Below are 22,014 nucleotides of genomic sequence, written 5' to 3'. Positions count from 1 at the left end.
TTCAGGTAGAACCGGTCATCCTTAGTCATGGCGACCCCTCCTGAGTGGTTTGAGCACCCATAGGATGGGGTCGTCCTACGTCCTGGCGCTACCTCCCAGGTGTCGCCTGATCTTGTGAGCCGTTCATCTTAGCAAGGTGTACTTGTTGACCTGGAGAAACGGGGTCAAGACAACAGTTTGAGTGCAAGGCCGGCCGCACATCGGTCGGGTCGGTCGGCCTTGCGCTTCGCTTTCGGCGCGCGACGCTTCCGACCCTACTGCTGAAGGCTGGACTTGGTACTCTCGGCCGCTTCGCTCGCCTTGCTCTTCGCGGTATCGGTGAGTTCGCTGACATGCTGGCCGCCGCTCTCCTGAGCAGTCTGCTTGGCGCTTTGGGCCACCTCTTGGGCCACCTGCTGGCCGCGGCTCAGAGCTTCCTGGGCAGTCTCTTTGGCTTTGGCCTTGACGGTGTCGGCGGCCTGACCGAGCTTTTCGTCCTCCATTCTGGTGGACGGGAGCAGCAGCCCGACCAGAAACCCGGCGGCACTGGCGCCGAGGGCCAGGCCCAATGGGTTCTCCTGGGCCATCCCCTTCGCCCGCTGGGCATGCCGCTTCAGGTCCTCCGGGCCTGGCACCTGCTCGGTGCCGCGTGAGACCAGGCCTTTCACTTTGCCCGTCGCCTGCTGTGCCTGCTGCTTAACGTCCTCCCCGCTTGGCACCTGCTCACTGCCCCTCGAAACCAGATTCTTGACCTTGCCCTTCACTTTGTCCTTCTTCTCCGCAATCGTGTCGCCGAGCCTCGACTTGACGTCGGCCTTGTAAGTGAGAGCGTCCACCCGCTCGCCCATGCGAGCACGCGTCTCCTCGATCTCACGCTCTATTGCTTCTGGGTCTTTGCCCATTCGATGTCCTCCTTGATGGTCTGTTGAGTCCTTTCCAAGGTCGGCGGCATGCTTTCCTTCAGCTGCCGACGACCCATCAGGGCCAGCACGCCAGCGATCATCCCGTAGACGACGGCCAGGATGAGGGCTGCGAGCCATACCGGCATCGCCAGCGCTAGAGCGGCAATGAAGCAGGCGGTGAGCGCGCCCAGGGCGTAAAGCGCGCCGATGCCGGCGCCTCCCAACTGGCCGAGACCGAGCCCCGCCTTCTTGCCTTTCTGGGTCATCTCCGCCTTGGCCAGCTCGAGCTCCTGCCGGACCAGTGTGCTGGTCTCTTCGGCGAGCTGCTTCACCAGGTCGCCAAGCGGTGCCTGGCGAAGATCAGGGTCCCTGGGGATTTGCGCCATCGCTCAGGTTCGAGTCGGGGGAATGGCCGCAAAGCCGGCCGCTGGCTCGTTGAGCGCGGCCCCGGCGGCCAGATCGTCGGAACCGCCAGGTTCGGGTGAGGGCTTGCCTTGCTGGTAGCGCCGCTGGCTGGAAGTCTTCAGAAAACGGGCTGCCGCAACGCCCACCACCAAACCAGCGGTCGCCAATATCAGGGGCTGCTGGCGGGCGTAGTTCTCGAGGTCGCCGAGAATCCGGTCAGCGTCCGACTGGCGCAGATAGCCGCCAAGCTGCTCTACCCGCTGAGCCAGCTGCTCAGCCGCCTTGGCCGGCAACTGGTTGCCCTGGCCGCTCAAGTGGTCGCTCGCTTTCCGCATCGCCTGGCCGATCGAGTCGACCTGGTTGCCGGCCTGCGTGGAGCGAATGTTGACCTGCTCGCGCATCTTCTCTTGCGCCGAGCCGGTGGCCAGCTGAAGCTGTTCCTTGGCCGAGCTCGTCACCTGCAGGGCCTGCTCCTTTGCTTGCTGCGCTTTCTCTTGGACTGCCTTCTGCGGGGCTCCGCCTGTAGATTCCTCGGTCAAGGTTGTTTCCTCCTCACTGACTTCAAGAAGCCGGGAGACACTCGTGCGCTGCCCGTCGGGCCCGACCTCGCTGCCTCGGGAGCGTGGTTTCCTTTCGCTCGCCGGCAACCATCAAGCGCCGAAGCGAGCATCTCGGTCGATCCTCTTGTGGTAGTGGCCGCCCAGCCTGCCGCCAAGCCCGGACGCGATCAGCATCACCAGTAAGGTCGCCACCAGCGAAAGCACACCCGCCGTCGTCAGCGCACTCAGATTGACGTTGAGATGAAGTTGACTTGCCACGTTGAACTGGCTTCCGAGGACGGCGCCGAGGATTCCGAAAATGATGACGATCAGGACCGTCCAGACCACTACACCCAGCCCGTTCTTCATACCGTCGTATCGGGCCAGGCGACCCGCGGTGTAGCCGCCGATGAAGTAGGCCAAGACCAGCGTGAGGATGGAACCGACCAGCGCCCCGATTCCAAGTTGTTGGGTCGCGCTGGAGACCGAACCGCCTACCTTTGGCACCTGCGCTCCGAGCTGGTAGCCGACCGAGCCGACTATGGCCGCGACGATGCCGAGCAGAACTGTCAGGAAGAAGATCGCCACTGCGAACCCGAGGAAGGTTGCGACCCAGTCGAAACCTCCATAACGGTCGCGGAGCCTGTTCCCACGCTCCCTCCGTTTGAGCTCAACTGACTCTGCACCTGGCGCACCCTCCGGTGCGACCGGCCGATCCTCGCCTGCATAGCGTCTGGACATCTCCGTCTCCTCCACTAGAGTTCGAGCGACTCCTTCAAGTGACGAGCCTCAACGCGTAGATAGATGCGAGAAGCGGCTGATCGGTTTCAACGTTCCGGCTGCCGCGGTTTCTGCTGAGCACCAATCAGCTGCCTTCAGGCCAGACGCCTGCCGCGGCAGCCACCGCCGTCAGCGCCCCGGCAGTGGCAGAACCTGAAGAGGCCCGTTCAAGAGCAGCAACAGGCCCGCGGCGCCGCCAGCCGCCTTCACAACGACTGGTCCAAAGCGGGTCCTGCTTCTGGCTGTACTGACCGACTCAGGCCCGTCCTTTCCCGAATGGGCGTCACCAAGCCGCCGGCGGTGGTGGTGAGCCGCTCACTCAGCCGCTGCAGCTGCTGGCGCGCGGGATCGAAGGACAACAGGACACTGCCCAGAGCAATCCCGAGTCCGAGCCCCATGCCGAACATGCCCACCAGCGGCCAGGGGCTCGCTGGGGGGCTGGGTGGGGGGGTCGGCTGAGCGTGCCAGGGCAGTATCACCGCATCTCGAAAGCGATCCCGGATCATCGGCAATCCCAGCATGGTTATCTCCTCCTACTAGTCGTCAACTCGGCAGCCCAGCCGCAAACGCTGACTCTTGGTTCAGCGGCTCTCATTTCACGACGGCTGAGCCCTTGTCCCGAAGAGATGCCTGTACCGACCCGGAAAGTTTCACCTCCAATCTCCTCGATCGAGGCCTCCGTAGCACCAACTCACCGTACGGTCGGTGAGCCGGGCAATCTCAGAGCGAAGGGCGGCCCTGCGCGATCACCCGGCCCTTCGCATCCAACGCGCCATACTGCGACGCCAGAAGACTGCTCGTCTTCCGAGTCATGCCGCTCTCGGGGCTATCGGCAGGCGGGCGACTTCACCGGCTCCGAGAGTCGCCACCGGCGCCCAGCCCATCAGAGGCTATGTACTAACAGGATAACCTTCAACACCGAAATCTCAATCCTCCAAGGTCACGGCGTGGGCGAGGTGGTTTGGCCTGAGACGTTCACCAACCAAGAGACGCCGAATTTGTCGGTGAACATACCGAACATATCCCCCCATGGGGCCTTTTCGAGCGGCATTGAGACGCTGCCGCCTGCGGCCAGTCGGTCGAAGTAACCGCGAAGTTCTGCCTCATTATCGCCGCTGATCGACATGCTGAAGTTGGTGCCGGGTTTGTACTCCAGGCGGGTTGGCGTATCGGCCGCCATAAATGTGATGCCATTTTCGGCTTCCAGCATGGAATGCATGACCTGGTTGTCTTCGCTCGGGTCCTGGGACGCATTGAAATCCTTGAACGTACTCACGGTTAGCTTGCCGCCAAAGACCGATTTGTAAAATTCCATGGCGTCGCGCGCGTTGTTCTTGAAGCTCAGATAAGGATTGAGTCTGGTTTGCATAATGCTTCGTACGTTAGCAGGGTTTACCTCGGCGGGGACGGCAAGAGCCCAGGAAGACAACGAAGCGTCCGTATGCCGCGCGGAACGCTCGTCCTGCGCGGACTTGGGGCGCTTCTCTGCTGGCCCGCCGTGGTCGGTCGCTGAGGACGCAATCGGTGTGCCGACCACCGCTGAAAGGCGTAGCCCTCAGTTCGCGGAGCGCCTCCCCTGCCACGAGGCAGAAGGGCTGGACACCTGGGGACGCCTTGGCGGGCCCGTTATCGACCGGTTGTGGCTCTCGCCCCCAACTCGGCAACAGCGGGGATCACCCGCTCGCCGACGATCTCCAGCGGTTCGATGCGCCACACGTCCTTCACCGACCCGATCACGGTTTCAATGCCCATCCCGGCTAGCCAGTGCAGCCGGCCGATGAGTTCATCGACCTTCTCCCCCCGTTCTCCCACATCGAACTGGAAGATCGCGGTCTTCTCGATCTCGTCATAGTTGCGGCCCACCGCCTCGCAGTGACCGCGCAGCACTTCCAGCTTGTGGGGCAGATCGGGCGTGGGGAACAAGTTGCAGGCGTCGGCGAAGCGGGCGACAAGGGGAAGCGTCTTCTTCTCGCCGCTGCCTCCGATCATGATTCCGGGATGCGGCCGGCTGATGCTCTGGGGCGAGTTGAGAGGCCGGTCCAGCTTGTACTGCTGTCCCTGGTACGGACTCTCATCGCCCCGCCACATCTGGAGGCAGATCTCGAGCGTCTCCTTCAGCTGCTCAAATCGCCGGCCGAGAGGCGGGAAGGGCACGCCGAGCCCGCGGCTTTCTTCCTCGTTCCAACCCGCCCCGATGCCGAGCCAGGCTCGACCGCCCGAGAGCACGTCAAGGGTGGTCACGGTCTTGGCCAGCAGGCCGGGATGGCGATAGTGGACCCCGGTCACGACAGTCATGAGCCTTGCCCGGCTGGTGTGGGCGGCGAGGAAACCGAGTGTCGTGTACGCCTCCAGCATCTCGTGCTCTGGCGGCCCGATGTGGCCGATCTGGAAGAAGTGGTCCATCACCCCGATCGAATCGAAGCCTGCGCTGTCCGCGGTCGTGGAGTGGAGCCGAGTCGGGCGGTTCCGTCAGGCCACGTGAAGTCCGGTATCTGAAGGCCCAATTTCATACAATTACAAGATTACGCCTTCGAGGCTGAAGACGCGGCCAAGCCCAAGCCCAACACCTACCGGCCTGACCGACTGCTGGTGCACTCAACCAAACTCGCTCGGCACTAAGCGCACCTTCACTCACTGAGCGGCTCGGCCCCACCAAATTCCGATTCCTCATCGAGAATCGACTGCCGGCGGGCCGACTGTCGTGCGAACTTGCACATTTGGCGCCTGGCGGTACCATGTGGCTGACTTCGGCGAGAGCCGGCAAACTCAGTCATTAGGAGAACGAGATAGCGATGCGCTCAGGCATTCGAGCGTTGGTGGTGGGGGCGATCTTCCTGCTGGCCGCCTGCGGCGGCAGCAGCGGCAGCAGCGGCGGTGGCCAGGCCGACAGCGGCAGCAGCTACAAGGGCAAGGAGCTGAAGCTCGGCGCCATCCTCTCCCTGACCGGGGCGGGAGCTGTATACGGCCCGAGCTCCAAGAACGGCGCGGATCTGGCGGTGGAGCAGATCAATAAGTCAGGCGGTGTCAACGGCGCGACGATCACCCTCGACACCCAGGACGACGCCTCGGACAAGGCCCAGGCGGCCCAGGCAGCGCAGAAGCTCATCCAGCAGGGTCAGGTTGTCGGTCTGCTCGGGCCCACGCTTTCCAACTCAGCTGTGGCTGTGCATCCCCTGGCCGAGAACCTGAGGACGCCGATCGTGGCAGTCTCCACCACAGGCATCCACATAGTGCCCGACTGCAACTATCCCAAGACCGATCCCTGCAAGTACGTCTTCCGTGACTCACTGGGGGAGGAGGCGGCGATCCCCGCCAACATCAAGGCTCTCGCCGACAAGACGCATCCGAAGACCGGGGCGCTGCTGGTCGCCAAGGACGACAAGTTCTCCGCTGACGGTGGCGAGATAGTGAAGAAGGCGGCTCCCGCCAACGGCATCCAGCTGCTGGGCTCGATCGAATTCTCCAAGGCAGACGCCGATCTGAGCCTGCCGGTGACCAAGGCCGTCCAGCTCAAGCCAGACGTCATCTTCATCACCTCGCTGGGTGGCATCCCGGCCAAGATCATGATCGAGGCCCGCAAGCAGGGCTTCACAGGCCAGTTCCTGGGCGGCAACGGCTTCAACACCGCAGTCGTCTCCAAGCAGGCAGGGGACGCGGGTAGGGGCGCTCAGAGCGCGAGCGCCTGGTTCACCGCCAACGACTTCAAGTCGAACAAGGAATTCGTCACGGCCTACAAGACGAAGTTCGGACAAGCTCCCGACCAGTTCGCCGCTCAGGGCTACACGGGCGTTCTGATCATGGCCGACGCCGCCAAGCGGGCCAAGCTCAGCTTCAGCAACGTCAGCCAGGATCGCGACAACCTGCGAAACGCCCTGGAGAGCGTCAAGATCGACTCCCCGCTCGGTCCCTTCCAGTTCACCAAGAACCATGACGTGAAGCAGACGATCTGGATCATCCAGATGGATGGAACAGGCGGCTTCAAGCTGGTGCAGAAGATCGCCGGCTAGTGGACTGCCGCTTGCTCGCGCATCTGGGCGAGTAAGAGCGACTCAGCAGTAGGCCTCCGCCCGCCGGGCGGAGGCTTCCTTCTCATACTGGAGGCGACTTGGCGCAGCAGCTCCTCAACGCAATCTTCATAGGCTCCATCTACGCGCTCTTCGCCGTGGGTTACACGCTGGTCTTCGGCATCCTCGACGTGCTGAACCTGGCCCACAGTGCTGTGTTCATGCTGGGAGCTGTCATCACCTATTCGCTGGTTGTGATCCACGCCCAACCCTTCTTCGTGGCGGCGGCCGGCGGCATCCTGGCTTCGGCGGTGCTGGGCCTGGTCGTGGAGTACGCTGCCCTGCGGCCGCTGCGCCGGCGGCAGGCGCCCCAGATCTCAGCCCTGATCTCGACCATCGGCTTGGCGCTGATCTTCGTCTCCATCGTGGAGCAGTCCAAGCCGGGCTCTCCCTTTGCCTGGCTCTGGCGAGACGGCGCCAACTCGGTGCGGTTTCCAGCGGACCGGGTGCCCAACGCCACCTATCACGTGGCGGGCCTGACCCTGGAGTCAAGCAAGGTGGCGATTCTTGTCATCTCCATCCTGCTCATGCTCTCGCTCGGCTACGTGATGCGCTACACCCAGGTGGGTCGCGCCCTGAGGGCAGTGGCGGAGAACCCTCGCGCCGCCCGGCTGCTCGGGATCCAGGTCGATCGCATCTTCGCTCTCACGCTGGCGCTATCCTCGGCCCTGGGCGGGCTGGCCGGCATCCTGTTCGGCGTCGCCCTTTCCGACGTCTCGCCCTACATAGGGCGCGACCAGGTGGAGCTGAAAGGCCTGGCGGTGATTGTTCTGGGTGGCATGGGCAGCATCCCCGGTGCCGTGCTCGGTGGCTACGCTCTGGGCCTGATCGAAGCCATCGCCTTCATCCGATTCGGCAGCAACGTCGAGGCCGGAGTGGCCTTCCTGGCGCTGTTTCTGATGCTCGTGGTCAGGCCCCAGGGTCTCTTCGGAGCTCGCCTCCGCGAACGGTTGTAAGGCTTGGACTTCTTCATCCAGCTCTTCAGCGATCCTGTCGGCTTCTACCAGTCGCATGAGCTGCTCATCGCCCAGATAGGTATCAACTCGCTGCTCGCCATCTCGATCTTCGTCACCCTCTTCTCAGGTCAGCTGACGCTGGCCAACGTGGGCTTCATGGCGGTGGGCGCCTACACCACAGTGATCCTGAGCCTGCACGCCAGCACGCCGCTGGCCTTCAACATCGCCCTCGGCGCTCTGCTGGCGGGAGCGCTCGGGGTGGTCGTCGGCCTCCCTGTGCTTCGCCTCCGCGGAGTGTTCCTCGCCATCGCCACGCTGGGCTTCGGCGAGGCGCTTCGCTTCGGCGTCATCCTGAACCTGCCCATCACCGGCCAGGGCCAGGGCTTGAAGAACCCCGACGCCGATCCGCTCGGCGGTGTCGTGCCGATCCTGGTGGCGCTCGCCCTCGTCGCCTACCTGGTCTGGCGGCTGGCGGGCAGCAAGCTCGGCCAGGCCTGGGCGGCCATCCGCGAGGACGAGCTGGCGGCCTCCAGCCAGGGCATCAACGTGCCGCTCTACAAGATGGCGGCCTTCGTGGTCGGCGCTCTCATCGCGGGCCTGGCCGGCGGCCTCGAGTCGCACATCAACTTCTTCGTCGATCCGACGGAGTACGGCACCACCCGGGCCATCCAGGTGCTCACCTTCGCTGTCGTGGGCGGCATCAGCAACGTACTGGGGCCGATCCTGGGCGCCACGATTCTGACCTCGCTGCCGGAGGTGGTCAGACAAGCGGCTGACTACCGAGACGTGATCAACGGCGTGATCTTGATCCTGATCATCGTCTTCCGTCCCCAGGGGGTGCTCGGCGGCGGAGGCCTGGCTCTGATCCGGCCGCGCTGGTGGCCCCGCCAATGGACGCTGACGCGTGCCCGCACACCTGCTGACGCTTAGCGGCGTCACCCGCCACTTCGGTGGGGTGCAGGCGGTCGATCAGGTCTCGTTGGAGATCGAAGCCGGCACCATCTTCGGTCTGATCGGCCCCAACGGCGCGGGCAAGACCACGCTGGTCAACCTCATCACGGGCTACGTCCCCCTGCAGTCGGGCCGCATCGAGCTGGAGGGCAGGCCGATCGGTGGCCGCGCCCCGCACCAGATCGCCACCCTGGGCGTGGCCAGAACCTTCCAGACGATCCGCCTCTACAAGCATCTGACAGCGCTTGCGAACGTCCTGGTCGGAATGCACTCGCGGCGCAATCATGACACGCTCCAGCAGATCGGCCTGCTGCCGGTTTTCCGGCGGGGCCAGCTGCAGCGGGTGGCTGAAGCGCGCCAGCTCCTGAGCCGCGTCGGCCTGGAGCCTGACCGGTTCCAAAATCGGCGGGCGATGACGCTCTCCTACGGGGACCAGCGTCGGTTGGAGATCGCCCGGGCGCTCGCGCTCGGGCCTCGCCTGCTGCTGCTGGATGAGCCCGCCGCCGGCATGAACCCGGCCGAGAAGGACAGGATCCGTGAGCTCATCGAGGGCCTCAACGCGGACGGACTCACCATTCTGCTCATCGATCACGACATGCGCCTCGTGATGGGAGTCTGCCATCAGCTGGCGGTGCTCAACTTCGGGCGCAGGATCGCCCTGGGCACGCCGGCCGAGGTTTCGGCAGACCCGGCGGTCGTCACCGCCTATCTGGGCACCCAGGCTGGGGAAGAGGGGGCGACTGCCGCTCCCGGCGCGGCTGGGCCGGAGCTGGAAGCGCCCGTCGGCGCCGCTCTTCGAGTCGCCGATCCAAATGAGTCGGTGCGCCCGCCTGACGCCCCGGCAGCCATGCTGGAGGTGCGCGAGCTGCGGGTGGGGTATGGCGCCGTCGAAGCTGTCAAGGGCGTCACCTTCAGCGTTGACAAGGGCGAGGTGGTGGCGTTGATCGGCGCCAACGGCGCCGGGAAGTCCACGATCCTGAATGCGCTGTCGGGGGTGCTCAGGCCGCACGGCGGCTCAGCCGTCTTCGACGGCTTGGACCTCGGCACGGCGCCGACGCACAGGATCGTCTCCCACGGGCTGATCCAGGTCCCCGAGGGACGCGAGGTGCTGGCCCGGCAGACGGTGCGCGAGAACCTGGCACTCGGCGCCTGGAGCCGGCGCGACGGTCGGGCCGTGGCGAGCGAGATCGAGGAGCTGATGGAACGCTTCGAGATCCTCAAAAAGCGGCGCAATCTGGCGGCCGGCCAGCTGTCGGGCGGCGAGCAGCAGATCCTGGCCATCGCCCGGGGTTTGCTGGGCAAACCGCGGCTGCTGCTTCTGGACGAGCCGTCCCTGGGCCTTGCCCCCCAGACTGTCGATCTGGTGTTCGGAGTGATCCAGCAGATCCATGCCGCGGGGACTACCATCCTGCTCGTGGAGCAGAACGCGCTGCGCGCGCTCGAGGTGGCCGGGCGGGCCTATGTGGTGGAGACCGGCCGAATTTTACTCACCGGGACTGGGGAAGCTCTGCGCCGGGACCCGGCTGTGCGCAAGGCGTACCTGGGCGGCTGAGCGAAGCACCCGCTGCGCCAGGCCGGCCCGGTTAGGGCCCTTTGCCGTCCCGTGCCGCAGCCAGGCGGTTGCGCCAGAAGGCCAGGCGCTTCTCGAAGCGATCACACTCCGCTCGGAGCACTCGCCTGTCCGTGTCGACCACCTCCCGGCGAGCTGGTTTGTCGCGCATACCTTCGAGCGCCTCCTCGGCGATCGTGAGCATCTTGCGCTTGAAGTCGAGCAGTTCGTCGTAGACCTCGAGCCAGTGCCGGGCGTCGTCGGGGTCGTGACTGCTCGGGTCCTCGTCCGGCAGCAGCCGGTTGGGATCAGCGGCTTCTTCGCCGGCGCGCTCGTCGCGCGTAACTGTCTGCTCATTCATTGTCGATTTGCCGCTAGCCTACCACCCGATTCCGGCCTCACACTCGAAGCTTGACAGGCAGGTGCGTGGCTCCTGTTATGGTCTAATACACCTAAACATGCGGCGGGGGAATCTCGTTCTGGCGTCGGATTCGCCGGCGCTTCACACCGACCAGTACGAGCTGGGCAACCTGCAGGGGGCGCTTCGCTCAGGGGTTGCCTCCCGGCTGGCAGTCTTCGAGCTCTTCGCTCGGCGGCTGCCTGAAGGCCGGCGCTACGGAGTCTTCGCCGGCTTGGGCAGGTTGCTGGATCGGTTGGAGAACTTTCGCTTCACAGCCGAGCAGCTGCGCTGGCTGAACGAGACCCAGGTGGCGGATGCTGGCACCCGCGGGCGGTTGGAGGGCCAGCGCTTCACCGGAGATGTCTGGGCCTACCAGGAGGGGGATCTCTACTTTCCCAACTCTCCGCTGCTGACGGTGGTGGCTCCCTTTGCCGAAGCGGTCCTGCTGGAGACGATCTGCCTCAGCATCTGCAATTGGGACTCGGGCATCGCATCGTCGGCGTCGCGCATGGTGACTGCCGCTCGCGGCCTGCCGATCACCGAGATGGGGACCCGCCGCACGCATGAGGAGGCGGCGATCGACGCCGCCCGCGCCGCCTACATCGCCGGCTTCAGCGCCACCTCGAATATGGAGGCCGGTTACCGCTATGGCATCCCGGTCACAGGTACGGCCGCCCACTGCTTCACCATGGCTCACCGGGATGAGCTGACCGCGTTCCGCGCCCAGGTCGCCAGCCAGGGTCCGGAAACCACGCTGCTGGTGGACACCTACGACCTGCAGCAGGGCATCAGAAACGCCGTGGCGGCGGCCGGCCCGGAGCTGGGCGGGGTTCGCATAGATTCCGGTGACCTGCTCTCGGAGCTGCCCAAGGCCCGGCAGCTGCTGGACAGCCTGGGCGCGCGACAGGCACGCATCGTGCTGACGGGCGGGCTTGACGAGTACGCCATGGACGAGCTGAGCCTGGGCGCCGCCGGCGGGTTCGGCTCCGGCGAGCGCTTGATAGCGCATCCCAGCCCGGGCTTCGTCTACAAGCTGGTGGCGATAGCTGACTCCGACGACCCTGAGGAGCCGCTGCGCCGGGTGAGCAAGCGCTCGGCGAGCAAGCTGAGTCTGGGCGGCCGCAAGTGGGCTTACCGCCGATTCGACGCTTCCCGGTTCATCACCGCCGAGGACCTGCTGGTCAGCGACTCGGCGCCCGAATCGCCGCCGGCGGGGCTGCCGCTGCAGGAACGGGTGGTGGGGGAGGGCCGCATCCTGCTCCGGCGCTCGGTCGAGGAGGCCCGCGCCTTTCACCAGCAGGCGAAGTGCCGGCTCAGGCCCGAGCAGCTGAGCATCCAGGCCGGGCCGCCGGCAATCCTGGCCAGACCCAGCGAGGAGTCGCCATGAAAGAGACGGAACAGCAGAGCGAGCAGGACTTTCTCGCCCAGTACGATCCTCGAGCCTTGCCGCCGGTGGCGGTGACCGTGGACATAGTGCTGCTCACGGTGAGGCATGGCCGCTTCAGCGTGTTGCTCGTTCGGCGCGGCGACCACCCGGAGAAGGGAAAGTGGGCGCTGCCCGGCGGCTTCGTGGGCCAGCAGGAAGATCTGATCGACGCGGCCATCCGGGAGCTGCAGGAGGAGACCGGGATCGAAGACCTGCCCGGCGAGATGCACCTGGAACAGCTGCGCACGTTCGGCGAGCCGGGCCGTGATCCCCGGATGCGGGTTGTCTCGGTCGCCTACGTGGCCTTCCTCCCCGATCTGCCCGCGCCCCGAGCCGGGTCGGACGCCGCGCTGAGCCGCTTCTGGCCGGTGGGGGAGCTCAGCGGGCCCGACGCGCCGGCCCTCGCCTTCGACCACGCCGGCATCATCGCCGAGGGCATCGATAGGGCTCGGGCGAAGATCGAGTACACACCGCTGGCGGCGGCCTTCCTGGAGGAGCCGTTCACGCTCTCCGATCTACGCGCGATCTATGAGGAGGTGTGGGCGATGCCCCAGGATCCCTCCAACTTCCGGCGCAAGGTGCTGCGGCTGGAGGGCTTCGTCACCCCTGTGGGCGGCATCGCCCCGCCCAAGGGCCCGCAGGGCGGCCGCCCTGCGGAGCTCTACCGCAAGGGTCCAGCCAAGATCCTCTGGCCGCCGCTGCGCCGCCACGACCCGAGCGAGAACGGCACCATGGGTGAGGACGAATAGCCGCGCCGCCCTCCCTCCACTGCGGGCGCGCGCTGGCAGCTTCTCGGGCGAAGGGTGTCGCTCGGGAAAGGGCTGCTCAACTGGCGTGTGAGCCTGTTCGACGGCCTCGCGCTCTTGTGACGGCCTTGCTGGCTGGCGCGCTGGCACTCGTCCTGCTTGGCTGTGGCGAGAATCACGCGGCACCTGACGACAGCGGGTTTCAGCAGGCTGTCAGGCAGGGACAGTCGGGCAGTGAGGTGACTGTCGACGGAACGCTGCTCCAGGACCCCTTCCAGTCGGGCACGCACGAGCACCTGCTGGTGAGGGCCGCCGGCGGCACGCGCCTCGAAGTCGACCACAACACAGGCTTGGCGACCTGGGTTCCCGCGCACGGCGGCGACTCGGTGGTGGTCCACGGCCAGCTCTACATAGACAGCCCGAGCCAGATCGGCGTCCACTGCACTCACGCCAAGACCTCAAGCGGCTGCCCCGCGCCGGGCTGGATCGAGTACCGGGGCCAGTACTACGAGTAGCCGCGGAGGCAGAGGCGAGCGGGGGCCCGAACTGCTTCGCCGGTCGGCCGCTGCCCGGCAGACCGCCGCCGCTTCGGCCGGCGGCTCAGTATGTTGCTCGGAGTACCAGGCATGATCACCTCTCCTCAGCGCTCACCCCGGCTGACAGGCGTCCTGCCCGGGCCGAAGGCCGCGGCGCTCATCGAACGCGACGCCCACGCCCTGTCGCCCAGCTTCACGCGGCCGTATCCCTTTGTGATGGAGCGCGGTCAGGGCTGCTGGGCGATCGACGTGGACGGGAACGAGTTCCTCGACTACACGGCAGGCATAGCTGTCAACGCCACGGGCCACAGCCATCCCCGCGTGGTTCAGGCGGTGACCGAGCAGGCGGCTCGCTTCCTCCACATGTCGGGCACCGACTTCTACTACCAGCGCGAGATCGAGCTGGCCGAGAGACTCACCGAGAAGTGCCTGCCGGGCAGGTCGGCTCGCGTCTTCTTCACCAACTCGGGGGCGGAGGCCATCGAGGGCGCCATGAAGCTGGCTCGCTACGTGACGCAGCGGCCCAACTACATAGCCTTCCTGGGCGCGTTCCATGGGCGTACGCTGGGCGCACTCTCGCTGACGGCCAGCAAGGCGACCCAGCGACGCCGCTTTGCGCCGCTCATCCCGGCAGTCTTCCACGCTCCTTTCCCCAGCCCGGCCACCGGCGTCAGCACAGCAGAATCGATCCGCCGCCTGGAGGACCTCCTCTCGACTGTGGTGCCGGCAGAGAGCGTGGCCGCAGTCTTCGTCGAGCCGATCCAGGGCGAGGGCGGCTACCTGGTGCCGCCTGACGACTTCCTCTCCCGGCTGCGCGAGCTGACCAGCCGCCACGGCATCCTCCTGGTCGCTGACGAGGTGCAGTCAGGTATCGGACGCACGGGTCGTTTTCTGGCAATGGAGCACTGGGGCGTGCAGCCGGACATCGTGTGCCTCGCCAAGGGGCTGGCTTCCGGGATGCCGCTGGGCGCGTTCGTCGCCTCGGCGGAGCACATGAACTGGGCGCCAGGCTCCCACGGCAGCACCTTCGGCGGCAATCCGGTCGCCTGCGCCGCCGCCCTGGCCACGCTGCAGCTGCTCGACGAAGGGCTGATGGAGAACGCCACCCGGATGGGCGACAGGCTCCTGAGCGGTCTGCGCGAGCTGCAGGTCCAGCATCCGCAGCAGGTGACCGATGCCCGAGACATCGGGCTCATGCTGGCGCTGGAGATGGCCACACCGGCGCTCGCCAACGAGGTCATCCAGCGCGCCTTCCAGCGCGGCCTGCTCCTGCTCACCTGTGGCAGCCGCTCGATCCGGCTCTGCCCGCCGCTGGTGTTGAACGAATCCGAGGTCAGTGCAGGGCTGGAGATCCTAGGGGCCGTGCTCCGGGAGCTGTGAGTACCCGGACAGTCAATCGGAGGACCGGCTAGTCCAGAACCGCAGTCGCCTCTACCTCAAATCATGAATTCAGGCTGGGCCAGTGACTGCACCCCGACCAAAGTACTGGCTGGAAGGGTGTCTGCAAAGACAGCCCGGCGCGCCTCCCCGATGGCCGGCAGGTACTCGGGTGAATAGCCAGCTACGTAAATCGTGAGTTTCGTGACGTCAGCCGGTCTGGCACCTGCAGCCGCCAGCGCCCGACCAACGTTCAAAAAGGCCTGCTTGGCCTGGTCGGCAAAGTTGCCATCGGGCGCGACCTGACCGCTGCCATCCACCGCGACCTGGCCGGCAATGAAGACAAGCCGGGTACCAGTCGCCAAGACCACCTGGCTGTACGCCTGGGACTGGAAGAGCCCCTCAGGATTCAATCGATGAAGCGCCATGCCAACCAGATGTTACTCACCGCCCATGCTGTCGACCGCCATGCCGCCAGGGACGTCTGACTCGAAGACACTCGACCGGGCAGTAGCCCAATAAACGCGAAATCCAACCGACTGAAACCGCCACGAAGGTGGCCAGGTACTAGCCTGTCAGACATGATCGACTACGGCCGGCTCTTCTCCCTGGCCGGCCGCCGGGCGGCGGTGATAGGCGCCGGCAGTGGCATCGGCAGGGCCTGCGCCGAGGGACTGGCGGCGCAGGGTGCGGAAGTCACCTGCGCCGATCTGGACCTGGCGGCGGCGGCAGCAACCGCTGCGGCGGTGAACGAAGCGGGCGGCGGCGCCCAGCCGCTGGCGCTGGACATTCTCCAGCCGCAAGCCGCCAGCCAACTGATGGCCGAGAGCGGCGTGCCTCAAGTGCTGGTCGTGACGCCCGCCATCAACGTCCGCAAGCCGATAGTTGAGATCGATGACGATGGCTTCGATCGAGTGGTGGAGCTGAACCTGAAGGCGAATTTCCGCCTGCTGCGCGACTTCGGTCGCGCCTTCGCCGAGCGTGGCAGCGGCAGCATCATCGTCTTCTCCAGCATCCGGGCCCAGGTGGTTGAGCCCGGCCAGGGCGTCTACGCCGCGACCAAGGCGGGCCTAGTGCAGCTGGTCAAGGTGCTGGCCGCGGAGCTGGGGCCGCGGGGAGTGCGGGTGAACGCTGTCGCGCCGGGGGTGGTCGAGACCCCGCTCACCGCCCAGATCAAGAACGATCCCGCCTGGTACCGGGCCTACGCGGAGAAGAGCGCTCTCGGCCGCTGGGCGCAGCCCTCCGAGATGGTGGGCGCTGTCCTCTTTCTGGCCTCTGATGCCGCCAGCTTCGTCACCGGCTCTCAGCTTTTCGTCGACGGCGGCTGGACGGCTGTAGACGGACGCTTCGATCCCCCGCTCTAGCTCGGCGGCCTGAGACCAGGCCGAAAAGCTGCATCATTGCGGTGATGAGACTGCTCAGAGCCGCGACGCTGCCGATCCTGCTGATCCTGGCCTTGACCGGCTGTCAGAGCGGCGGCGGCAACGCTGGCGCGAGCCCAGGAGCGACAGGCAAGGACAAGATAGTGGTCGGCTTCGTTCAGGGGCCGACCTCGCTTGACATCACCTCGGACGCCACGGCTTCCATCGCCACGATGCTGCGCGACAACCTGTACGAGGGTCTGCTGCGCACAGATGCGTCCGGCGTTCTGATCCCCCAGCTGGCGACCGGCTGGGACACCACTCCCGATGGCAAGACCTACACCTTCCACCTCCGCTCCACCAACTGGCAGGACGGCACGCCCTTCACGGCGCAGGACGTCAAATTCTCCTGGGACCGAGCGCGAGATCCCCAGAACAAGCCGGCCAACCCGCACCTCGACTACTGGGCGCCAGTCAGTTCGGTCGACGTGGTGGACGACCACACCGTCAAGGTCTCCTTGAAGCAGTACAGCGACAACTTCCTCTTCCGCATGGCGCAGGGTTCGGCGGCCATCATCCCCAAGTCGACCCACGTAGTCTCCACGAATCCTGTGGCGACCAACCTGGCCACTCAGCCGGTTGGGACAGGTCCATTCAAGTTCTCCACCTATCTGCCCAACACCAGCCTGACCCTGGTCAGGAACGCCGCCTGGTGGGGCCCCAAACCCAGGCTGCAGCAGATCACCTTCCGCTTCATCACCGACGCCAACGCCATGAACAATGCGCTCAAGGCAGGTGACATCGACGCGATCGCTCAGCTGGGTGGTCCCGAGCAGCTGCCGAGCTTCAAGAGCGACAACAACTTCCGGATCCTGGAGGGCGCGCCGGCGGGAAAGCTCATGGTCGCCTACAACAACAGCAAAGGCGCGCTCAAGGACGTGCGCGTGCGCAAGGCGATCTCGATGGCGATCGACAAGAAGGCCTGGATCGACGGCGTCTTCGCCGGCTATGCGGTTCCCATCGGCAGCCACGCTGTGCCCAACGTCACCGAGCCCTACTACGTTGACGAGAACCAGGTTAACAAGTACGACCCCACCGAGGCGAAGAAGCAGCTGGCCGCCGCCGGCTACGCCAGCGGGCTAACTCTGCACCTGGCCGAGGTCAGCGACTTTCCCTACGCCGTGCGCGGTGGCGACATCCTCAACAGCGAGCTGAAGGCGGTAGGCGTCACGCTGCAGATCGACACCATGACCTTCAACGACTGGCTGCATACGGTCTTCCTGCCGCCCCAGGACTACGACCTGACAATCATCAACCACGTCGAGCCCCGGGACATCGGCAACTACGCCAACCCCAAGTACTACTGGCACTACGACAATCCGCAGGTCGCCCAGATGGTCCTGCAGGCTGACGCGGAGCAGGACCAGGCGAAGCGCAAGAGCATGTACGCGACGGTGCAGAAGCAGCTGGCGGACGACGCCGCCAACGGCTACATCATGTCACCCAAACAGATCGACGTGATCAGGGCCAACCTGCGCGGCTACCCGGAGAAACGGCTCTCCACGTCGCTGTACCTGGCCAAGGCCTACTTCAGCTAACGCGCCAGCAGCCGTAGGGAACCCAGCCGGCCGTGGTCATGCAGGTGCTGAGCCGGCTTGCGGTCCTGCTGCTCAGCCTGATGGTCGCCTCGATGGCGGTCTTCGCGGTGGTGAACGTGCTGCCCGGCGATCCGGCCGCGGTAATCCTGGGCACCAGCGCCAGCCCACAGCAGATCGCCGACCTCCATCGCCAGCTGGGTCTGGACCGACCGGCGTGGCTGCGCTATCTGGAGTGGTTGGGCGGCCTGATCCGCGGTGACTTCGGCGTCTCTCTCATCTCGAAACAGCCGATCCTGCCGGAGCTCCAGGGGCGGGCGCTGGTCAGCGTGCCGCTGGCGCTGTTCGCGATGTTCCTGGCGCTGGCTGTTTCCATCCCGCTGGGGATAGTCGCGGGTGTGCGCTACCGCTCGCTCAGCGGATCGCTGATCTCGGCCCTCAGCCTGGGCGGAATCGCCATCCCCGCCTTCTGGGCCGGTTTGCTTCTGGTCACGATCTTCGCCGTGCAGCTGCACGTGCTGCCGGCGGGCAGCTTCGTGCCCTGGGAGGAGAGCCCGGTGGGCGCGTTGCGCTCCCTGCTGCTGCCGTCGATCGCCTTGGGCCTGGTCCAGGGCGCCGTGCTGACCCGCTACATCCGTTCAGCGGTGATCGAGGTGCAGCGCGAGGACTACATCCGGACCGCGCGCAGCAAGGGACTGACGCGAGGCCAGGCGCTGCGCCGGCACGGCCTGAAGAACGCAGCGATCCCTGTCGTGACAATCCTCGGGCTGCAGCTAACGTCGCTTCTCGTGGGCGCAGTGGTGATCGAGAACGTCTTCTACCTGCCCGGTCTGGGCCGAATGCTCTTAGATGCCGTCCGCAACCGCGACCTCATCGAGATCCAGGACCTGATCCTGCTGCTGACGGCCACCGTGCTGGTGATCAACTTCGCCACCGATCTCTCCTACCGTCTGCTCGACCCCCGGATCCGAGCGTCAAGATAGCCGGGAAATGAGCAGCGAGGTCATTGGGCTCACCGAACCGGGTCTCGAACCCGCTTGGCGGCGCCGGTCGGGGCTCAATCCGTCGCTCCTCGCCGGTGGAATCCTCGTCGGCGCAGTCATCCTAGCAGCGCTTGTCTCGTACGTCTGGACCCCTTTTGACCCCACGCACGTCGTCGTCTCGGACCGCTTCCAACCGCCGGGGCAGGGCGGTCACCTGCTCGGCAGCGACGCTCTCGGCCGCGACGTGGCCAGCCAGATCATGGCGGGTGCCCGCAACACCCTGCTGGTGGGCATAGTCACTGTCGCGATCGCCTTGCTAATCGGCGTACCCCTGGGCGGCGTGGCCGCTCTCTACCGCGGCTGGGCGGAGGAGCTGGTGATGCGGTTCAGCGATTTGGTCCTGGCCTTCCCAGCGCTGCTCCTGGCCTTTCTCTTCGCTGCCGTGTTTCACGCCAGCACACTCACCGCGATGGGCGCGATAGGAATCGCCTTCGTCCCCGTCTTCGCCCGGGTGGTTCGCGGCGCCGGCCTGCAGGTGATGGAGCAGGACTACGTCACTGCGGCGCGGACCTTCGGCAGCAGCGCCTTGGGGATCTTCTTTCGCCACCTACTGCCCAACGTGGCTTCGGTGATGATCGTCCAGGCGACAATCGCCTTCGCAATCGCCATCCTGGCCGAAGCGGCGCTCAGCTATCTCGGCCTCGGCACGCCGCCGCCGACGCCGTCCTGGGGCAGGATGCTGAGCGACTCCCAGAACTACCTGGCCCAATCCTCGACACTGGCGCTCTGGCCCGGCCTTTCGATAGCGCTGAGCGTGCTGGGCTTCAACCTTCTGGGCGACGGCCTGAGAGACCTGCTCGACCCCAAGCTCGTGCAGCGGATCCCGCCCCAGTGATGGGTGTGTCAGCTGCGACCGAAGCGGTGGTGCGAGTGTCCGACCTGAGCGTTCGGGTGGGCACGGTGGAAGCTGTGCACTCGGTCGGCTTCGAGCTGGCGGCGGGCCGCCGCACCGGGCTCATCGGCGAATCGGGCTCCGGCAAGACGCTGACGGCGCTGGCGGTGATGGGCCTCCTGCCCGACGGTCTCAGCGCGCGGGGCCGGGCGGTCTATCGCGAGCAGGACCTGCTCGCTCTCTCGGAAGGGGAGCTCTGCCGGCTTCGCGGCGACCGCCTCGGCATGATCTTCCAGGAACCGTTGAGCGCGCTCAACCCAGTCCAGAAGATCGGCGAGCAGGTGGCCGAGCCGCTCCGCCTGCACCGGGGTCTGGGCGCCAGAGAATCGCTCGCCCGGGCCCGGGAGCTGCTGGAGCGGGTGCAGATCCCCGGCGCGGTGGAGAAGCTGGCCCAGTATCCCCACCAACTCTCCGGGGGCCAGCGCCAGCGGGCCATGATCGCCATGGCGATCAGCTGCTCACCCGAACTGTTGATAGCTGACGAGCCGACCACCGCCCTGGATGTGACGGTGCAGGCAGAAGTGCTGCGGCTGCTCGATCGCCTGGTCGATGAGGAGGGAGCCACGCTGCTGCTCATCACTCACGACTTGCCAGTGGTGGCCGGCCTCTGCGACCGGGTGCTCGTCATGTACGGCGGTCATCTGATCGAGGAGGGAGCGGTGGGAGAGGTGTTCGACAGCCCCCGCCACCCCTACACCCTGGCCTTGCTGGAGTCCATCCCCAGCCTGGACCAGGAGCTGCCCGGCGGTCGCTTCCAGGCCATTCCCGGCGCGGTACCGGGCCTGGGCCAGTTCCCCTCCGGCTGTCCCTTCCGCAACCGCTGTCCGCGGGCGACCGAGATCTGCGCCACCATGCCAGTCCTGGAAGGCGAGGGCCACCGCGCCGCCTGCTGGCACCCAGTTTCGTGACCGAGCAGCCGGAGACTGTCTTCCGCGTCCGGGGGGTGAGCAAACGCTTTGCGCTGCCTCGCCAGGCGCCCTGGCTGCCGAGGCGCTTTGTGGCAGCCGTCGAGGGGGTCAGCTTTGAGGTGCTGCGCGGTGAAAGCCTGGGCATAGTCGGTGAGTCGGGGTCGGGCAAGACCACTCTGCTCAAGCTGCTGCTGGGGTTGGAGAAGCCGGACGCGGGCGAGCTGCGCTACCTCGGCCGGTCGCTCCGGCGCGAGGTGCAGGTCGTCTTCCAGGATCCTGTCAGCGCTCTCGACCCACGCCTCAGCGTGGCTGACATCATCCTGGAGCCGCTTCGGGTGATGGGCCTGCGCGAACCGCGCGAGTCGCGGCTGCACGAACTGTTGCAGGCGGTCGGCCTGCCCCGAGCCGCGTCCGGGCGCTATCCGCACGAGTTCTCGGGCGGTCAGCGGCAGCGGATCGCGATCGCCCGGGCGCTGGCGCCCCGACCCCGGGTGCTGCTGGCCGACGAGCCAGTCAGCGCGCTGGACGTCTCGGTGCGCGCCCAGGTGTTGAACCTGCTGCTCGATCTCCGGCGCGACTTCGACCTGACGCTGCTGCTGGTCTCCCACGACCTGGGCGTCGTGCGCCATCTCTGCCAGCGGCTGCTGGTGATGCAGTCGGGGAGGGTGGTGGAGGCGGGGGAGACGCCCCGGGTATTCGCTGCCCCAACGCAGCCCTACACCCAGGTTCTGCTGGCTGCCATCCCCACTCTGAGTCAGCGCCGCACGGCTTGAGCTGCGCCCTCCGGTTAGCTCTAGCGGGTGGTGAACCGCGAGGATGGAACGTACTCTTGAACCGCCTACACCGCGAGATGGTTGTGTGAATCGGGTGACCGCGGCCGACGTAGGAGTCCGAACCCGTGTCAGGCTGGGCAGTACAGCGGGCAGGCTGGTGTGCCTCGCAGCAGTGGGCATTCTGGCGACAGCGCTGGCCTGCTCCACACCGGGGTCGACGTCACCCAGGGCAGCGACCCCACGCGCCCCTTCAGCGACACCGCTCCCAGCGTCCGCAGCACTGACTCCGGCGAACGCCACGACCCTCCCTGGAGGGTGTGGTTCAACCCAGGTTTACAGGGGCGAGCTGCCGCCGTGGCTTCGTGACAGCTCTGCAGGGCTCGCAGGGATGGGTGGCATTCCCTACGTCCTCGCTGGTCCGACAGCTGCCGCCGGCTTCCTTTTCGGCTACCCGCTCAAGGCGGGGTCGGACGCAGTGAAGGTTCTATGGGTCGTGAGCACACCGCGGAACAATGCGCCGTTGGAGATCCAGGCCCACCCCTCCGGTAGCTCTGAACCCGTCGTGCAGGAATCGCGTCCAGCCGACTCGGGCCCGGGCGAGATCTACCCGGATGGCGTGCCGGTACCGACCGCCAGCTGCTGGCACTTCAGCCTTCAGTGGGCTACGGGACACGCAGAACTGGACCTGCTCTACTCCACCTAGAGTGAACAGCTTCCGAGATAACGCGACAGGTGGACCTCATCGGGGGCGCATCTTCCTAGCACCATAGATCGACTCTGCCGGCGTCTTGCCGGCGCTTCGTCGTCCGGTGTGGGCACGCTCGTAGTTGTA

General features: G+C 66.1%; 23 protein-coding genes and 1 pseudogene. 15 read left to right on the top strand and 9 right to left on the bottom strand.

Going from position 1 to position 22,014, the window contains the following annotated elements; all coding sequences use genetic code 11:
- Window positions 1-254 precede the first annotated feature (254 nt).
- The 7 genes and pseudogenes from ACR2MZ_RS05235 to ACR2MZ_RS05205 all read right to left on the bottom strand — a co-directional run bounded on the left by ACR2MZ_RS05235 (window position 255) and on the right by ACR2MZ_RS05205 (window position 5,115).
- Window positions 255-881 carry a DUF3618 domain-containing protein gene (locus tag ACR2MZ_RS05235; protein ID WP_434004015.1) on the bottom strand — a complete coding sequence of 209 codons (627 nt, stop codon included), beginning with the start codon at window positions 879-881 and terminating at the stop codon, window positions 255-257.
- Window positions 857-1,267, bottom strand: coding sequence for a phage holin family protein (locus tag ACR2MZ_RS05230; RefSeq protein ID WP_434004014.1), 411 nt, complete (start codon window positions 1,265-1,267; stop codon window positions 857-859). The genes ACR2MZ_RS05235 and ACR2MZ_RS05230 overlap by 25 nt, the downstream gene beginning before the upstream one ends.
- A gap of 3 nt (window positions 1,268-1,270) precedes the next feature.
- Window positions 1,271-1,825, bottom strand: a complete 555-nt coding sequence (locus tag ACR2MZ_RS05225; protein WP_434004013.1) for a hypothetical protein — start codon at window positions 1,823-1,825, stop codon at window positions 1,271-1,273.
- Window positions 1,826-1,936: 111 nt separating this feature from the next.
- Window positions 1,937-2,566, bottom strand: coding sequence for a hypothetical protein (locus ACR2MZ_RS05220; RefSeq protein WP_434004012.1), 630 nt, complete (start codon window positions 2,564-2,566; stop codon window positions 1,937-1,939).
- A gap of 245 nt (window positions 2,567-2,811) precedes the next feature.
- Window positions 2,812-3,126 (bottom strand): hypothetical protein, encoded by a 315-nt coding sequence (locus ACR2MZ_RS05215; RefSeq protein WP_434004011.1) that lies wholly within the window; start codon window positions 3,124-3,126, stop codon window positions 2,812-2,814.
- A 419-nt stretch (window positions 3,127-3,545) separates the two neighbouring features.
- A complete protein-coding gene (locus tag ACR2MZ_RS05210; protein ID WP_434004016.1) occupies window positions 3,546-3,974 on the bottom strand; it encodes a VOC family protein in 429 nt (142 codons plus the stop codon).
- Window positions 3,975-4,231: 257 nt separating this feature from the next.
- Window positions 4,232-5,115 (bottom strand): annotated as a pseudogene (locus tag ACR2MZ_RS05205) (LLM class F420-dependent oxidoreductase).
- 282 nt (window positions 5,116-5,397) lie between these two features.
- Here ACR2MZ_RS05205 and ACR2MZ_RS05200 point away from each other — a divergent pair.
- From ACR2MZ_RS05200 to ACR2MZ_RS05185, 4 genes are all read left to right on the top strand, one after another.
- Window positions 5,398-6,612 (top strand): ABC transporter substrate-binding protein, encoded by a 1,215-nt coding sequence (locus ACR2MZ_RS05200; RefSeq protein ID WP_434004010.1) that lies wholly within the window; start codon window positions 5,398-5,400, stop codon window positions 6,610-6,612.
- A gap of 98 nt (window positions 6,613-6,710) precedes the next feature.
- Window positions 6,711-7,625, top strand: a complete 915-nt coding sequence (locus tag ACR2MZ_RS05195; protein ID WP_434004009.1) for a branched-chain amino acid ABC transporter permease — start codon at window positions 6,711-6,713, stop codon at window positions 7,623-7,625.
- Window positions 7,626-7,628: 3 nt separating this feature from the next.
- Complete coding sequence (locus ACR2MZ_RS05190) at window positions 7,629-8,555, top strand: branched-chain amino acid ABC transporter permease (protein ID WP_434004008.1); 927 nt, start codon at window positions 7,629-7,631, stop codon at window positions 8,553-8,555.
- Window positions 8,530-10,128, top strand: coding sequence for an ATP-binding cassette domain-containing protein (locus tag ACR2MZ_RS05185; RefSeq protein WP_434004007.1), 1,599 nt, complete (start codon window positions 8,530-8,532; stop codon window positions 10,126-10,128). Before ACR2MZ_RS05190 ends, ACR2MZ_RS05185 begins: the two co-directional genes overlap by 26 nt.
- A 31-nt stretch (window positions 10,129-10,159) precedes the next feature.
- Here the strand turns inward: ACR2MZ_RS05185 and ACR2MZ_RS05180 are convergent, their stop codons facing one another.
- Complete coding sequence (locus ACR2MZ_RS05180; protein ID WP_434004006.1) at window positions 10,160-10,486, bottom strand: hypothetical protein; 327 nt, start codon at window positions 10,484-10,486, stop codon at window positions 10,160-10,162.
- 97 nt (window positions 10,487-10,583) lie between these two features.
- Here ACR2MZ_RS05180 and pncB point away from each other — a divergent pair, with 97 nt between their 5' ends.
- The 4 genes from pncB to ACR2MZ_RS05160 all read left to right on the top strand — a co-directional run bounded on the left by pncB (window position 10,584) and on the right by ACR2MZ_RS05160 (window position 14,613).
- Complete coding sequence (gene pncB, locus ACR2MZ_RS05175; protein ID WP_434004005.1) at window positions 10,584-11,912, top strand: nicotinate phosphoribosyltransferase; 1,329 nt, start codon at window positions 10,584-10,586, stop codon at window positions 11,910-11,912.
- Complete coding sequence (locus ACR2MZ_RS05170) at window positions 11,909-12,700, top strand: NUDIX hydrolase (protein WP_434004004.1); 792 nt, start codon at window positions 11,909-11,911, stop codon at window positions 12,698-12,700. The genes pncB and ACR2MZ_RS05170 overlap by 4 nt, the downstream gene beginning before the upstream one ends.
- Window positions 12,701-12,816: 116 nt before the next feature.
- On the top strand, window positions 12,817-13,212 hold the full coding sequence (locus tag ACR2MZ_RS05165) for a DUF3465 domain-containing protein (RefSeq protein ID WP_434004003.1): 396 nt from the start codon (window positions 12,817-12,819) through the stop codon (window positions 13,210-13,212).
- 111 nt (window positions 13,213-13,323) lie between these two features.
- Window positions 13,324-14,613, top strand: coding sequence for an acetyl ornithine aminotransferase family protein (locus tag ACR2MZ_RS05160; protein WP_434004002.1), 1,290 nt, complete (start codon window positions 13,324-13,326; stop codon window positions 14,611-14,613).
- Window positions 14,614-14,669: 56 nt separating this feature from the next.
- Here ACR2MZ_RS05160 and ACR2MZ_RS05155 read toward each other — a convergent pair whose 3' ends face one another.
- Window positions 14,670-15,038 carry a RidA family protein gene (locus tag ACR2MZ_RS05155; RefSeq protein ID WP_434004001.1) on the bottom strand — a complete coding sequence of 123 codons (369 nt, stop codon included), beginning with the start codon at window positions 15,036-15,038 and terminating at the stop codon, window positions 14,670-14,672.
- Between the two features lie 153 nt (window positions 15,039-15,191).
- On the opposite strand from ACR2MZ_RS05155, the gene ACR2MZ_RS05150 reads away from it, so the two are divergent.
- The 7 genes from ACR2MZ_RS05150 (at window position 15,192) to ACR2MZ_RS05120 (ending at window position 21,885) form a co-directional block, all read left to right on the top strand.
- Window positions 15,192-15,974 (top strand): SDR family NAD(P)-dependent oxidoreductase, encoded by a 783-nt coding sequence (locus ACR2MZ_RS05150; RefSeq protein WP_434004000.1) that lies wholly within the window; start codon window positions 15,192-15,194, stop codon window positions 15,972-15,974.
- A 44-nt stretch (window positions 15,975-16,018) separates the two neighbouring features.
- Window positions 16,019-17,569, top strand: coding sequence for an ABC transporter substrate-binding protein (locus ACR2MZ_RS05145; protein WP_434003999.1), 1,551 nt, complete (start codon window positions 16,019-16,021; stop codon window positions 17,567-17,569).
- A 32-nt stretch (window positions 17,570-17,601) separates the two neighbouring features.
- The gene (locus ACR2MZ_RS05140; protein ID WP_434003998.1) at window positions 17,602-18,549 is read left to right on the top strand and encodes an ABC transporter permease; all 948 of its coding nucleotides are present in this window, start codon (window positions 17,602-17,604) and stop codon (window positions 18,547-18,549) included.
- 7 nt (window positions 18,550-18,556) lie between these two features.
- Window positions 18,557-19,444, top strand: a complete 888-nt coding sequence (locus ACR2MZ_RS05135; protein WP_434003997.1) for an ABC transporter permease — start codon at window positions 18,557-18,559, stop codon at window positions 19,442-19,444.
- A complete protein-coding gene (locus tag ACR2MZ_RS05130) occupies window positions 19,444-20,409 on the top strand; it encodes an ABC transporter ATP-binding protein (protein ID WP_434003996.1) in 966 nt (321 codons plus the stop codon). The genes ACR2MZ_RS05135 and ACR2MZ_RS05130 overlap by 1 nt, the downstream gene beginning before the upstream one ends.
- The gene (locus ACR2MZ_RS05125) at window positions 20,406-21,182 is read left to right on the top strand and encodes an ATP-binding cassette domain-containing protein (protein ID WP_434003995.1); all 777 of its coding nucleotides are present in this window, start codon (window positions 20,406-20,408) and stop codon (window positions 21,180-21,182) included. Before ACR2MZ_RS05130 ends, ACR2MZ_RS05125 begins: the two co-directional genes overlap by 4 nt.
- 388 nt (window positions 21,183-21,570) lie before the next feature.
- Complete coding sequence (locus tag ACR2MZ_RS05120) at window positions 21,571-21,885, top strand: hypothetical protein (RefSeq protein WP_434003994.1); 315 nt, start codon at window positions 21,571-21,573, stop codon at window positions 21,883-21,885.
- Window positions 21,886-22,014: the final 129 nt, after the last annotated feature.

The organism is Candidatus Dormiibacter sp. (genome assembly GCF_050999135.1).
GTDB classification, from domain to species: domain Bacteria; phylum Chloroflexota; class Dormibacteria; order Dormibacterales; family Dormibacteraceae; genus Dormiibacter; species Dormiibacter spiritus.
This window is presented reverse-complemented; position numbering and strand designations above follow the sequence as displayed.

What these genes read in the sequence shown, in the direction of transcription:
- ACR2MZ_RS05150 (WP_434004000.1), top strand. Translation starts at nt 15,192, where the DNA reads ATGATCGACTACGGCCGGCTCTTCTCCCTGGCCGGCCGCCGGGCGGCG.
- ACR2MZ_RS05155 (WP_434004001.1), bottom strand. Translation starts at nt 15,038, where the DNA reads ATGGCGCTTCATCGATTGAATCCTGAGGGGCTCTTCCAGTCCCAGGCG.
- ACR2MZ_RS05120 (WP_434003994.1), top strand. Translation starts at nt 21,571, where the DNA reads ATGGGTGGCATTCCCTACGTCCTCGCTGGTCCGACAGCTGCCGCCGGC.
- ACR2MZ_RS05215 (WP_434004011.1), bottom strand. Translation starts at nt 3,126, where the DNA reads ATGCTGGGATTGCCGATGATCCGGGATCGCTTTCGAGATGCGGTGATA.
- ACR2MZ_RS05130 (WP_434003996.1), top strand. Translation starts at nt 19,444, where the DNA reads ATGGGTGTGTCAGCTGCGACCGAAGCGGTGGTGCGAGTGTCCGACCTG.
- ACR2MZ_RS05220 (WP_434004012.1), bottom strand. Translation starts at nt 2,566, where the DNA reads ATGTCCAGACGCTATGCAGGCGAGGATCGGCCGGTCGCACCGGAGGGT.
- pncB (WP_434004005.1), top strand. Translation starts at nt 10,584, where the DNA reads ATGCGGCGGGGGAATCTCGTTCTGGCGTCGGATTCGCCGGCGCTTCAC.
- ACR2MZ_RS05145 (WP_434003999.1), top strand. Translation starts at nt 16,019, where the DNA reads ATGAGACTGCTCAGAGCCGCGACGCTGCCGATCCTGCTGATCCTGGCC.
- ACR2MZ_RS05235 (WP_434004015.1), bottom strand. Translation starts at nt 881, where the DNA reads ATGGGCAAAGACCCAGAAGCAATAGAGCGTGAGATCGAGGAGACGCGT.
- ACR2MZ_RS05230 (WP_434004014.1), bottom strand. Translation starts at nt 1,267, where the DNA reads ATGGCGCAAATCCCCAGGGACCCTGATCTTCGCCAGGCACCGCTTGGC.
- ACR2MZ_RS05135 (WP_434003997.1), top strand. Translation starts at nt 18,557, where the DNA reads ATGAGCAGCGAGGTCATTGGGCTCACCGAACCGGGTCTCGAACCCGCT.
- ACR2MZ_RS05200 (WP_434004010.1), top strand. Translation starts at nt 5,398, where the DNA reads ATGCGCTCAGGCATTCGAGCGTTGGTGGTGGGGGCGATCTTCCTGCTG.
- ACR2MZ_RS05160 (WP_434004002.1), top strand. Translation starts at nt 13,324, where the DNA reads ATGATCACCTCTCCTCAGCGCTCACCCCGGCTGACAGGCGTCCTGCCC.
- ACR2MZ_RS05210 (WP_434004016.1), bottom strand. Translation starts at nt 3,974, where the DNA reads ATGCAAACCAGACTCAATCCTTATCTGAGCTTCAAGAACAACGCGCGC.
- ACR2MZ_RS05180 (WP_434004006.1), bottom strand. Translation starts at nt 10,486, where the DNA reads ATGAATGAGCAGACAGTTACGCGCGACGAGCGCGCCGGCGAAGAAGCC.
- ACR2MZ_RS05170 (WP_434004004.1), top strand. Translation starts at nt 11,909, where the DNA reads ATGAAAGAGACGGAACAGCAGAGCGAGCAGGACTTTCTCGCCCAGTAC.